The organism is Xanthomonas sp. NCPPB 1826 (genome assembly GCF_056725285.1).
Genome location: NZ_CM161521.1, coordinates 3343274 through 3354909 on the forward strand (window position 1 = coordinate 3343274; position 11636 = coordinate 3354909).

General features: G+C 68.9%; 11 protein-coding genes. 7 read left to right on the forward strand and 4 right to left on the reverse strand.

Annotated elements, in window-relative coordinates; genetic code table 11:
• Window positions 1–7 precede the first annotated feature (7 nt).
• Window positions 8–256, reverse strand: coding sequence for a hypothetical protein (locus tag AC1PLA_RS14150; RefSeq protein WP_039526321.1), 249 nt, complete (start codon window positions 254–256; stop codon window positions 8–10).
• 64 nt (window positions 257–320) lie between these two features.
• Window positions 321–1493, reverse strand: a complete 1173-nt coding sequence (locus tag AC1PLA_RS14155) for a COG3904 family protein (RefSeq protein ID WP_102584936.1) — start codon at window positions 1491–1493, stop codon at window positions 321–323.
• A gap of 148 nt (window positions 1494–1641) precedes the next feature.
• On the opposite strand from AC1PLA_RS14155, the gene AC1PLA_RS14160 reads away from it, so the two are divergent.
• Genes AC1PLA_RS14160 through AC1PLA_RS14175 form a run of 4 tightly spaced genes read left to right on the forward strand, consistent with a single transcriptional unit; the run spans window position 1642 to window position 6348 of the window.
• Window positions 1642–3105: an AlkA N-terminal domain-containing protein gene (locus AC1PLA_RS14160; protein WP_481104788.1), complete on the forward strand. Its 1464-nt coding sequence runs from the start codon at window positions 1642–1644 to the stop codon at window positions 3103–3105.
• Window positions 3102–3644, forward strand: a complete 543-nt coding sequence (locus AC1PLA_RS14165) for a methylated-DNA--[protein]-cysteine S-methyltransferase (protein WP_481104789.1) — start codon at window positions 3102–3104, stop codon at window positions 3642–3644. Before AC1PLA_RS14160 ends, AC1PLA_RS14165 begins: the two co-directional genes overlap by 4 nt.
• Window positions 3645–3680: 36 nt before the next feature.
• Window positions 3681–4961 carry an alkaline phosphatase family protein gene (locus tag AC1PLA_RS14170; RefSeq protein WP_481104790.1) on the forward strand — a complete coding sequence of 427 codons (1281 nt, stop codon included), beginning with the start codon at window positions 3681–3683 and terminating at the stop codon, window positions 4959–4961.
• 43 nt (window positions 4962–5004) lie between these two features.
• Window positions 5005–6348, forward strand: a complete 1344-nt coding sequence (locus AC1PLA_RS14175) for a chloride channel protein (protein ID WP_047130489.1) — start codon at window positions 5005–5007, stop codon at window positions 6346–6348.
• 256 nt (window positions 6349–6604) lie between these two features.
• On the opposite strand, the gene AC1PLA_RS14180 is transcribed toward AC1PLA_RS14175, so the two are convergent.
• Window positions 6605–6787, reverse strand: coding sequence for a 30S ribosomal protein THX (locus AC1PLA_RS14180; protein ID WP_016904806.1), 183 nt, complete (start codon window positions 6785–6787; stop codon window positions 6605–6607).
• A 135-nt stretch (window positions 6788–6922) separates the two neighbouring features.
• The gene (locus AC1PLA_RS14185) at window positions 6923–7339 is read right to left on the reverse strand and encodes a MerC domain-containing protein (RefSeq protein ID WP_024939915.1); all 417 of its coding nucleotides are present in this window, start codon (window positions 7337–7339) and stop codon (window positions 6923–6925) included.
• A 163-nt stretch (window positions 7340–7502) separates the two neighbouring features.
• Between AC1PLA_RS14185 and AC1PLA_RS14190 the strand changes: the two genes are divergently transcribed.
• The 3 genes from AC1PLA_RS14190 to AC1PLA_RS14200 all read left to right on the forward strand — a co-directional run bounded on the left by AC1PLA_RS14190 (window position 7503) and on the right by AC1PLA_RS14200 (window position 11624).
• Window positions 7503–9569 (forward strand): TonB-dependent receptor, encoded by a 2067-nt coding sequence (locus AC1PLA_RS14190; RefSeq protein ID WP_481104791.1) that lies wholly within the window; start codon window positions 7503–7505, stop codon window positions 9567–9569.
• 406 nt (window positions 9570–9975) lie between these two features.
• On the forward strand, window positions 9976–10404 hold the full coding sequence (locus tag AC1PLA_RS14195) for a MarR family winged helix-turn-helix transcriptional regulator (RefSeq protein WP_166773312.1): 429 nt from the start codon (window positions 9976–9978) through the stop codon (window positions 10402–10404).
• Complete coding sequence (locus AC1PLA_RS14200) at window positions 10401–11624, forward strand: MFS transporter (protein ID WP_481104792.1); 1224 nt, start codon at window positions 10401–10403, stop codon at window positions 11622–11624. Before AC1PLA_RS14195 ends, AC1PLA_RS14200 begins: the two co-directional genes overlap by 4 nt.
• The last annotated feature ends 12 nt before the right edge of the window (window positions 11625–11636 follow it).

The window sequence follows — 11636 nt, forward strand, 5'->3', positions numbered from 1 at the left end:
TCAAAAATCAGATGTCGCCGCCCGGCGGAACCGCCGCGACACCGCGCGGCCGCCACAGTCGCCAGCTGACCCACAGCGCGCGCGCGATGGCCGCGATCAGGGCCGCCAGGCTCAGCCACACCGCCAGCGTCGCCGGCCACTGCACCTGGCTGGCCGCAGCGATCACCTGCAGCAGTTCAGCCACGCCAAATCCGGCCAGCACCAGCAGCGCCGATGGCAGATATGCCAGCGCAACGCCTTTCGTCTTTCCAAGCATGTCGCCCCCCGGCTCCGTGGTATGCCGCGACCATAGGCAGCCGGCAGTGCGGTGGGTGTGAAGCTCAGCCCTCGCCCTGGGCGGGGTCCGGCGCGGGCTCGGCAGCCGACTCTGCGGCCGGTGCCGCAGTTGGCGCTCCTGCCTCCGCGTCGGCCGCCGGCGCGGCCTGCGCTGCGGCGGTGGCCGGCAGCGCGGCGGCATCGGTTTCGGCCAGCGGGCTTTCTTCCGGGCAGGCCGCATCCGGGAAGCCGAAGCGCTGCTTCAAGGCCAGGCCGCAGGCGTTGACCGCCTCCAGATCGGCGCCCTCGCCCTTGCACTTCTGGTCGAAGGCAACCAGAAACGCGTCCTTGCGGCGCACGAAGGCATCGCCGCACTTGCGCATCTGGCGGATGCGCTCCAGGTCGTCCTGCACCGCGTTGGTGCCATCCAGCCCGTACTCGCGCAGCTCGTCCATCGTCAGCAGGCGCAGGCTGCGGTTGGGCACGGTCATCATCAGGTCGGCCACCGCCACCGCCACGCCGTTGCGCTCCAGATAATCCTTGACGTTGCCGTAGACCTCGCGCAATTCGCGATTGAGTTCCGCGCGCGAGGTGGCCTTGGAACTGATCCGCATCATGCGGTGGATACCGACCTTGCCAGCCACCAGCCGATTGTCGCCGGCCGCCAGCACGAACACGCAGGCGCTGTGGCAGATCGAGCCCTCGCGCACCCAGATGGTCCAGTTGGATTCGCCGATGACATCGCCGGCGCGAATCGCCGCTTCCACCTGCCCGCCGCTGGAATCCAGGTCCAGGATGCGATGCGGCAGCCGCAGTTGCTCGGCCACCGCGGCCAGCCGCCACACCAGCGCAGCGAAGCCGGCGTTGATCTTGCCGGCGTAGCGCACCCGCAGCAGGCCAGTGTCGCGACACGGCGCCAGCGCCGCCTCCACGCTGGCGCGGTCCAGCGCCGGCAGCAGCGTGCCGTCGCCGGCTTCGCTGCTGTAATCGGTGGCGCAACTGATCCAGGCCTTGCCCGCGTCCAGCTCCGCCTGCGGCCAGCCGGCTTCGCCGGCCTGTGCACGCGGCCGCGGCGGCGGCGCCACCGGCTCGGGCGTATCCACCGACACCATATGGTCGCCATCGCCCTGCCCCGCGCCACTCTGTTGCGTCGCGGCGGCATCGGCCGAGGTGCTGGTGCGGTCGCAGGCCGCCAGCGCCAGCACGCATGAAAGGGACAGGCAGAGCAGTTTCAGCATGATGTCAGGCAACAGACCGCGACGGAGATCACCCTCAGTCTATGGCTGAATGGGCGAAGCGTTTGACCCTGCCATGAACGCAGCGGCACGCTACAACCCTGTCCGAAAACGGCCAGCCCGGGCCGGGACGAGCGCATAGACTGGCGCCATGCAGACCGCCACGCCCGACCGACTCCAATGCGACCGCGCCCGGCTGGCGCGCGATGCACGCTTCGACGGCTTGTTCTTCACCGCGGTGCGTAGCACCGGCATCTACTGCCGGCCGGTCTGTCCGGCGCCGCCGCCCAAGCCGGGCAACATCAGCTATTACCCCAGCGCGGCGGCAGCCAGTGCCGCCGGCTACCGGCCCTGCCTGCGCTGCCGCCCCGAGCTGTCGCCGCAGGCGCAGCAGCATCTGGGCGAAGAGAGCGTGCAACGCGCACTGGCGATGATTGCCGACGGTGCCCTGCAGGAGCAGCCGGTGCAGACCCTGGCCGACGCGGTGGGCCTGAGCGCACGCCAGCTGCAGCGGCAATTCGTGCAGCAGCTCGGTGCCACGCCGATCCAGGTGCATGGCACGCGCCGGCTGCTGCTGGCCAAGCAGCTGCTGACCGAGACCGCATTGCCGGTCACCGAGGTCGCACTGGCGGCCGGCTTCAACAGCCTGCGTCGCTTCAATGCCGCATTCCTGGAAGGCTGCGGGATGCCGCCATCGGCGCTGCGCAAGCAGCGTGCCGAGGTGCCCGGTGGCGAGTTGACCCTGCGCCTGGGCTATCGCCCGCCGCTGGATCTGCCGGCGATGCTGGCATTTCTGCAACGCCGCGCGATTCCCGGCATCGAACAGGTCGACGCCAGCGGCTACCGGCGCGTGATCGGCACACCGGGCAACGCAACCCTGATCGAGGTCAGCGCGGCGCCGCAGCGTGCGGAGTTGCTGCTGCGCATCGGCGCGACCGACCCGCGGCAGATTCCGCAGATCGTGCGCCGGGTGCGCCGCCTGTTCGATCTGGATGCGGACCTGCAGGCGGTGCATGCCACGCTGGCGACCGAGCCGCTGCTGGCCGAGGCGATCGCGCGCCGCCCCGGCCTGCGCGTGCCGGGCGGCTGGGACGGCTTTGAAGTGGCCGTGCGCGCCGTGCTGGGCCAGCAGATCAGCGTGGCCGGCGCGGCGACGCTGGCGGCGCGGCTGGTCGACCGGCATGGCGGCCATCATGTGGAGATGCCGCCCGGCCTGGACCGCATCTTTCCGACTCCGGCACAGCTGGCCGAGGCGCCGCTGGAACAACTCGGCCTGCCGCGGGCGCGCGCGGCCACGCTGCGTGCATTGGCCTCGGCCTGCGCGCAAGGGCGGCTGCATTTCGGCGCCGGCCAGCGCCTGTCCGAGTTCGTCGCCGCCTGCACCGCGTTGCCCGGCATCGGGCCGTGGACCGCGCATTACGTCGCCATGCGTGCGCTGTCGCATCCGGACGCGTTTCCGGCCGGCGACCTGATCCTGCAGCAGGTGCTCGGCACGCCCGAGCGCCTCAGCGAGCGTGCCACCGAAGCGCGCTCGCAGGCCTGGCGGCCGTGGCGCGCCTACGCCGTATTGCACCTGTGGCATCTCGCTGTCGATCGCAAGGACACCCGCCCATGAGCACGTTGTATTACGACACCTTTCCCTCGCCGATCGGCGCACTCAGCGTGGCCGCCGATGCTGCCGGCGTGCACCACATCCTGTTCGCGCAGAACCGCTACGACGCGGTCGGCCGCGCGCGTTGGCAGCACGACCCCGATGCGCCGCTGGTGCGCGAGGCACGCGAGCAACTGCTCGACTATCTGTATGGCGGGCGGCACAGCTTCGATTTGCCATTGGCCCCGACCGGCACGCCGTTCCAGCTGCAGGTCTGGCATACGCTGGCGCAGATTCCGTTCGGGCAGACCTGGAGCTATGCGCAGCTCGCGCATGCGGTGGGACGCCCCGCCGCCAGCCGCGCGGTCGGCGCTGCCAATGGGCGCAATCCATTGCCGATCGTGCTGCCCTGCCACCGCGTGATCGGCGCCAATGGTGCGCTGACCGGCTTCGGCGGCGGCCTGCCGACCAAACAGGCCTTGTTGCAGCTGGAAGGCTGGTCGCCGCGCCAGGGCGCAGCGGCCGACGATCTGTTCGCCGCATCCGCCACCGGCACGCGCTGACTTCGCGACGTCATTGCCAGGCCGTAAACTGGCGCGATGATCGATCGACGTTTTGTGTTTGCCGCGCTCGCACTGCTCGCGGCCTGCAGTTCTCACGCCCCTTGGCGCAGTACGCCAGCGCCCGCCCCGGCCGGCGCACAGCACAGCGATGTACCGCATAGCGTGCTGCTGATTTCCATCGACGGGCTGCGCGCGGACATGCTCGATCGCGGCATCACACCGAATCTGTCGCAACTGGCACACGACGGCGTACGTGCGCGCTGGATGACGCCGTCGTACCCGTCGCTGACCTTTCCCAATCACTACACGCTGGTCACCGGCCTGCGCCCGGATCACCACGGCATCGTGCACAACAGCATGCGCGATGCGACGTTGGGCGGCTTCTGGCTGAGCAAGCAGGATGCGGTCGGCGATGCGCGCTGGTGGGGTGGCGAGCCGCTGTGGGTGGGTGCGGAAACCCATGGCCTGCATACCGCAACCTGGTCGTGGCCGGGCAGCGAGGCGGCGATCGGCGGCGTGCGCCCCACGCGTTGGCGCCATTACGAAGAAGGCACCAGCCTGGACGCGCGCGTGGACGAAGTGCGGGGCTGGCTGGCCGCCTCCGGCGCCGACCGCAACCGCCTGGTCACGCTGTATTTCGAACACGTGGACGAAGCCGGCCACGACCACGGCCCGGAGTCGCGCGAATACGCCGACAACGTGCGTGCGGTGGATGGCGCGATCGGCCGGCTGCTGGCCGGCATGCAGCGCGACGGCACGCGCGAGCGCACCAATATCGTCGTGGTCTCCGACCACGGCATGGCCGAGGTGGCGCCCGGGCATGCGATCAGCGTGGAAGACATGGCGCGCCCGGACATCGCCAATGCCGTGACCGACGGGCAGGTGATCGGCTTTGCGCCATTGCCGGGACAGCAGGCCCGCGCCGAAGCCGGCCTGCTCGGTGCGCATGCGCAGTACGACTGCTGGCGCAAGACGGAGCTGCCTGCGCGCTGGCACTACGGCACGCATCCGCGCATTCCGCCGATCGTGTGCCAGATGCACGAAGGCTGGGATGCACTGTTCCCGGACAAGCTGGCCAAGCGCCCGCGCGATCAGATGCGCGGCTCGCACGGTTTCGATCCGGCGCTGCCGTCGATGCGTGCGGTGTTCCTGGCGCAGGGCCCGGATCTGGCGCAGGGCAAGAGCTTGCCGGGCTTCGACAACGTCGATGTGTATGCGCTGATGACCCGGCTGCTGGGCATTCCTGCCGCGCCCAATGATGGAAATCCCGCCACGCTGCTGCCGGCCCTGCGCGCGCCGCCGGCCGCCGGCCGCTGAGTGACGCGTCGCGGCCGCACTGTGCGGATGCGACAATGGCGCCATGTCTGCTCCTGATCCCTCGCCGCGCCGGCTTCGGCTGCGGCCGTTGTTGTCCAGCCAAGGCTGGCGTCGTCGCGCCGCACTCTGGGGCGGCGCAATTGCAGTAGCACTGGTGGCGATCGTGTTCGCCAAGGCCAGCGACGCCGCCTTCCAGTTGTTCCAGCGCATCACCGCGCATTCGATCTGGTGGGCACTGCTGCTGACGCCGGGCATCTTCGCCCTGCTGGCCTGGCTCACCTCCGGCGCGATGCGGCCCACGCGTGGCAGCGGCATCCCGCAGGTCATCGCGGCACTGGAACATGACGACGCGGCATTTCGCCAGACCAATCTGTCGCTGCGCGTGTCGATCGGCAAGCTCGCCCTGACCACCTTGTCGCTGCTCGGTGGCGCCTCGGTCGGACGCGAAGGCCCCACCGTGCATGTCGGCGCCAGCCTGATGCATGTGTTCGGGCGCTGGTTCGGGTTTCACGATCCGCGCGAGCTCTCGCATTTCCTGCTCGCCGGCGGCGCGGCCGGTATCGCCGCGGCGTTCAACACGCCGCTGGCCGGGGTGGTGTTTGCGATCGAAGAATTGAGCGGGCGCTTCGAGCACCGCTTCTCCGGCACCTTGCTGACTGCGGTGATCGTCGGTGGCGTGGTGTCGCTGGGCCTGTTGGGCAACTACACCTACTTCGGCAAGGTGGCGTTGGCCTTGCCGCTGGGCCAGGCCTGGCTGGCGATCGCGCTATGCGGCAGCGTGGCCGGCCTGCTTGGCGGCATCTTCGCGCGCCTGGTGCTGGCCAGCGTCAGCGGCAAACCGCGCTGGCTGGCAACGCTGCGCCAGCGCCATCCGGTGCTGCTGGCCGCGCTGTGCGGGGTGGCCTTGGTTGGGCTGGCACTGGTGTTCGGGCAAGGCGCGTTCGGCACCGGCTACGAGCAGGCGCGCAGCCTGGTGCAGGGCCATGCGGTGGTCGGCCACGAATTCGGGCTGATGAAGCTGCTGGCCAATCTGGTCTCCTACCTGGCCGGCATTCCGGGCGGGCTGTTCTCGCCGGCGCTGGCGGTGGGTGCCGGCATCGGCCACAACCTGTCGGTGCTGATGCCGGGCGTGGACCCGCGCACCTTCGTGCTGCTGGGCATGTGCGCGTATCTGACCGGCGTGACCCAGGCGCCGTTGACCTCGGCGGTGATCTCGCTGGAACTGACCGACACCAGCCAGATGCTGTTGCCGATCCTGGCCACCGTGCTGATCGCGCGCGCAATGTCCGGGCTGGTGTGCAAGACGCCGATCTATCGCGGCCTGGCCGAACAGTTGCTGGCGCCGACGCCGTCCCGCACCTCGCCGGCTACGGCAACGACGCACTGAACATCCCACGCGGGAGAGCGGCGCAGGGCCGACCGACCGCAGTGTGCAGATACCGGCCATGATCGCCGCGCACTGCGGCCGGCGCTGTTGTGCCGTGCGCGAACCGACGCCAGCGGCGCGCACGTCGCCGCTTCGACGCAGGCCGGTAGCGGAATGGCTGCTCGGGCGAGCGCTGCAGCGCGCGTCTGCGCCGATGCTGGACATAAAAAAACGCGGCGCAAGCGCCGCGTTCTGATGTCGCGAAGCGGGCTAGGGATCAGCCGGCCTTGGCAACGGTCTTCTTGGCAACAGCCTTCTTGGCCGGAGCCTTGACCACGCCCTTCTTGGCAACCGGGGCAGCTGCACCCACGACAACCTTGCTCACCGCGTGCGAACGCGAATTGCCGTAGCTGGAATTGTAGCGCTTGCCCTTGGCGGTCTTGCGGTCACCCTTACCCATGTTCGTCGACTCCTGAATGTGAATACTGAATACAAAATCCCCGCGCTGAACACGGGTCTGGCGAGGTTTACGCCGGCGGCGCCCTCGCGCAAGGCCGGCAAGCCTACCACGTAGGCCCTGCCCGCGCAGCCCGGGCTAGTGCGCGCAGCTGGCGTCGTGGACGTGGGCGTGCCCGTGGTTCAGACGCAGATTGACCAGGTGGGCGATGCCGACCAGCGCGCCACCGAGCGTCATCACCACCGCATGCGGCACCACCGCGTGGTGCAAGGGGTCGTAGAGCAGGCCCGCCCACAGCAGCAACAAGCCCGGCAGCAACAGTGCCAGCGCGTGCAGCGCCTTGTGACGGCGATAGCCCAGCACCAGGCTGAACAGCCCCAGCAGCGTCACGAACACCACGATGGCCAGTTCGACCCCATCGCCCAGCCAGAACGACAGGCCCAACGACGGGGCCAGGGCCAGTACCAGCGGCAGCACCGCGCAATGCACGGCGCACAGCAGCGAACCGGTCGCACCGAAGCGGTCGAGCACATGGCGAAGGGACGGTAGAGGCATGACTTCCAGCAGGGGCTCGCGGCGACGTGGAATAATATAACATCTTCCTTGTTCCAGACCCGCACCGCTGCATCGCGCAGGTGAGCGGGTCCTGCCGTCGGCACAGCAGCCAAGCTGCGCCTTATCATTGATATACAGTAACAATCACAGAGTCCGGCCCGCCATGCACCCTCGCCTCGCTTCCTCGTTCCGCCGCTCCACGCTCTCGCTGGCGCTGACCAGCCTGCTGACGCCCGCCCTGGCCCTGGCCGAGGACGCACCGGCAGCTGCCGACCCGCAGACCCCGCCCAGCTCGGACACGCGCCACGACGCCACCACTTCCAGTGGTCGCCATATCAAGGACCTGGACAAGGTCGTGGTCACCGCCAGCCCGCTGCGCGATGCGGCCGGCGAGTTGAGCCGCCCGGTCGAGGTGCTGGCCGGCGAGCGTCTGGACGAGGTGCGCAGCTCCAGCCTGGGCGAGACCGTGGCCAGCCTGCCCGGCGTGCAGAGTTCCAACTTCGGCCCCGGCGTCGGCCGGCCGATCATCCGTGGCCTGGACGGCCCGCGCGTGGCGGTGCTGCGCGATGGCCTGTCGACCCAGGACGTGTCCACGGTCAGCCAGGACCACTCGCCGGCGATCGAGCCGTTCCTGGCCAACCAGATCGAGGTGCTCAAGGGCCCGTCCACGCTGCTGTACGGCTCCGGCGCGATCGGCGGTGTGGTCAACGTGGTCGACGGGCGCATTGCCGAAACCCCGGTGGACGGTTTCAGCGGCCGCGCCGAAGTGCGCTTCGACGGCGGCGACAAGGACGGCAACACCGACATGTTCCGCGTCGATGCCGGCAATGGCAGCGGCCTGTCGATCCATGCCGACGGCGTGTACCGCAACCAGAACGATTACGACACCCCGCAGGGGCGCCAGCTCAACAGCTGGATCGACTCCAAGGTCGGCTCGGTCGGCGCCTCGCTGTCCGGCGACTGGGGTTTCGTCGGCCTGTCGGCCTCGCGCTTCCGCGACAACTACGGCAACCCCGGCGAGCCGGGCGACCCGACGATCGGCGAGCGCGGAGTGTCGTTGAAGCTGCAGCAGGATCGCTACGACCTCAAGGGCGGGCTGACCGATCCCTGGGGCGAAGGCAGCGCGCTGCGCTACAGCTTCGGCCACACCGATTACGCGCACACCGAATTCGAAGGCGCCGAAGTCGGCACCGTGTTCACCAAGCGCGCCAACGAAGGCCGCGTGGAAGCATCGTTCACCTTCGGCGGCGGCTGGCAGACCGCGTTCGGCCTGCAGGGCAGCGACACCACCTTCCAGGCGATTGGCGAGGAATCCTTCGTGCCCAAGACCGACACCCGCTCGCTCGGCGTGTTCGGCGTTGCCCGCAACAGCTGGGAGCGCGTCACCGCCGAAGTCGGCGCGCGCGTGGACAAGGTCAAGTACCGCACCGACATCGGCGTGGACCGCGACTTCACCCCGACCAGCTTCTCGGCCAGCGGCGGCTTCCGCTTCAACGAACAGTGGCGCCTGACCGCCAACCTCGACCACGCCGAACGCGCACCGGCCGAGGAAGAGCTGTTCGCCAACGGCCCGCATATCGCCACCCTCGCCTACGAGATCGGCGATGCGGATCTGAAGACCGAAAAGGCCAACCAGGCCGAGCTCGGCCTGAACTTCCAGAACACATGGGTGGATGCCAAGATCGCCGCGTACTACAACCGCTACAACGACTTCGTCTACATCGTCGATACCGGCGGCCAATGGTTCAACGAAGAAGACAACGACTTCCTGCCGATCCGCCAGTGGACGCAGAACGATGCGGTCTTCCACGGTTTCGAGGGCGAGGCCACCTTCCATCTGGCCGACAACGACACCGGCGCGTGGGATCTGCGCGTGTTCGGCGATACCGTGCGTGCGCGCCTGAAGGATGGCGGCAACCTGCCGCGCATCGCACCGGGCCGCGTCGGCGCGCAGATGCGCTGGAACGCCGACGCATGGCGCGCCTCGCTCGGCGCCACCCGCACCATGAAGCAGGACAAGGTGGCGGTGAACGAAACCCCGACCGACGGCTACACCTTCGTCGATGCGCATCTGGCCTACCACGTGGACCGTGGCAGCAACGCGTGGGAAGTGTTCCTGGACGGCAACAACCTGACCAACCAGGACGCACGCGTGCACACCTCCTTCCTCAAGGACGACGTGATGCTTCCCGGCCGCAGCGCCTCGTTCGGCGTGCGCCTGTTCTTCTGACGGTACCTCTCTCCCGCCGTCATAAGCGAGGCCGCCTCCGGGCGGCCTCGTCATGTCCGGCGGCGGGCTGCCGGCCTCGGCGTTCTGCACTGCTGCGCGCATTCGCATGGAAATGGTGGTTCTGCTCCACATCGCTCCCTGTAACGAGCCGATGCAATGCATTGCACTGGCTGGCTCGACGCCCCGCTGACCGATCACACCGAGGCCGCTTGCCGACGCCGGCCGATAGCAAGGCTGCCGGTACGCACCAGCGCATGTACCCGTGCCGTCATCGGCGCGGGTCGGGCGGTCTTGCCGCGCAGACTCAATCGATCCTGCTTCGACGAACAGGCGACCCACGTTCGCCATGCGCTTGCCAATAGGTGCATATGCACGCAAAGTGCGAGCATCCTCGTGGAGCATCGCCATGTCCGGGACCAGCCCCTGCACCTGCTTCCAGCTGCGCCGCGCCGCACGGCGCACCTCGCAGCTGTACGACCATGCCCTGGCGCAGGTGGGCCTGAGCCTCAACGAATACTCGATCCTGCGCCGGCTGGTCAGTGCACAGCCGTTGGGTGCGTTGGCGCACTCGCTGGGCATGGATCGCACCACGCTGACCCGCAATCTCAAGCCGCTGCTGGCGGCGGGCTGGGTGCAGGCACGTCACGGCGAGGATGCGCGTCAGAAACTGGTGGTACTGAGCCGCAGTGGGCGCGGGCTGCTGGTGCGCGCCCTGCCGCATTGGCAACGCGCACAGACGCAGCTGGAAACGCTGTTCGGCAGCGCCTCCACCGCGCAGCTGCACGCCACCCTGATGCAACTGGATGCGGCCCTGGACGCGGAGGCAGCGGCATGAACATCTCTGCGAGCGCCCGCACCAGCGCGCAGTGGGGATTGCTGCTCACCGCCTCGGCCATGCTGATGCTGACGATGGGCGCACGCCAGACCACCGGCCTGTTCGTGGAGCCGATCCATCGCCAGACCGGGATCGGCATCGCGTCGATCAGCTTCGCGCTGGCGGTGGGGCAACTGGTCTGGGGCGCGGTGCAGCCGGTATTCGGCGCGATCGCCGATGCGCGCGGGCCACTGCCGGTGCTGCTGTTCGGCGGCGTGCTGTTGTCGCTGGGCCTGGGACTGAGCCCGTGGCTGGCCAGCGAGTGGGGCCTGATCGTCTCGCTCGGCATCCTGGCCGCCGCCGGTGCGGGCGCCGGTAGTTTCTCGGTGCTGATCGGCGCCACTGCCAGCCGGCTCGCACCGGAGCGGCGTTCGTTCGCAGCCGGGCTGATCAATGCCGGCGGCTCGCTCGGCCAGTTCGTGTTTGCGCCACTGGTGCAGCTGATGATCGGCGCCGCCGGCTGGGCCAGGGCGATGACTGGGCTGGCGATGATCTCCCTGCTGACCTTGCCGCTGGCCTGGCCGCTGCGACGCAGATCGACGCCGCCGGGCACGCACACGCCGATCGCAAACGACGACATCGGCTTGCGTGCGCAACTGCAGGTTGCCATGCGCGACCGCAGTTACTGGTGCCTGCATCTGGGCTTTTTCACTTGTGGCGTGCATATCGCGTTTCTGGTCACGCACCTGCCCGGCGAGATCGTGCTGTGCGGCCTACCCGCCAGCGTGTCGGCGGTGTCGATCGCGTTGATCGGCCTGTTCAACGTGGCCGGCAGCCTGGTCGCCGGCAAGCTCGGCGAACGCATCCGCATGAAGTGGCTGCTGTGCGTCTTGTATGCCAGCCGTGCGGTGCTGATCGGCTTGTACCTGATCGCGCCGCCGACGCCACTGACCTTCTACCTGTTCGCCGCGGCACTGGGCTTTACCTGGCTGGGCACGGTGCCGCCGACGGCGGGCTTGATCGGCAAACTGTTCGGCCCGCGCTACCTGGGGACCTTGTTCGGCCTGACCTTGCTGTCGCACCAGATCGGCGGCTTTTTCGGGGCGTGGCTGGGCGGGCTGGCGCTGGAGCGCTTCGGCGATTACAGCTGGATGTGGTACGCCGACATGCTGCTGGCAGTCATCGCCGCACTGATCAACCTGCCAATCCGCGAAGCCGCGCCGGTACGCGCAGCAGCGTAAAACAGGCGCAAG

Excerpts from the sequence above, each read along its gene's own strand:
- AC1PLA_RS14150 (WP_039526321.1), bottom strand. The coding sequence starts at position 256 with ATGCTTGGAAAGACGAAAGGCGTTGCGCTGGCATATCTGCCATCGGCG.
- AC1PLA_RS14155 (WP_102584936.1), bottom strand. The coding sequence starts at position 1,493 with ATGCTGAAACTGCTCTGCCTGTCCCTTTCATGCGTGCTGGCGCTGGCG.
- AC1PLA_RS14160 (WP_481104788.1), top strand. The coding sequence starts at position 1,642 with ATGCAGACCGCCACGCCCGACCGACTCCAATGCGACCGCGCCCGGCTG.
- AC1PLA_RS14195 (WP_166773312.1), top strand. The coding sequence starts at position 9,976 with ATGTCCGGGACCAGCCCCTGCACCTGCTTCCAGCTGCGCCGCGCCGCA.
- AC1PLA_RS14180 (WP_016904806.1), bottom strand. The coding sequence starts at position 6,787 with ATGGGTAAGGGTGACCGCAAGACCGCCAAGGGCAAGCGCTACAATTCC.
- AC1PLA_RS14185 (WP_024939915.1), bottom strand. The coding sequence starts at position 7,339 with ATGCCTCTACCGTCCCTTCGCCATGTGCTCGACCGCTTCGGTGCGACC.
- AC1PLA_RS14170 (WP_481104790.1), top strand. The coding sequence starts at position 3,681 with ATGATCGATCGACGTTTTGTGTTTGCCGCGCTCGCACTGCTCGCGGCC.
- AC1PLA_RS14190 (WP_481104791.1), top strand. The coding sequence starts at position 7,503 with ATGCACCCTCGCCTCGCTTCCTCGTTCCGCCGCTCCACGCTCTCGCTG.
- AC1PLA_RS14165 (WP_481104789.1), top strand. The coding sequence starts at position 3,102 with ATGAGCACGTTGTATTACGACACCTTTCCCTCGCCGATCGGCGCACTC.
- AC1PLA_RS14200 (WP_481104792.1), top strand. The coding sequence starts at position 10,401 with ATGAACATCTCTGCGAGCGCCCGCACCAGCGCGCAGTGGGGATTGCTG.
- AC1PLA_RS14175 (WP_047130489.1), top strand. The coding sequence starts at position 5,005 with ATGTCTGCTCCTGATCCCTCGCCGCGCCGGCTTCGGCTGCGGCCGTTG.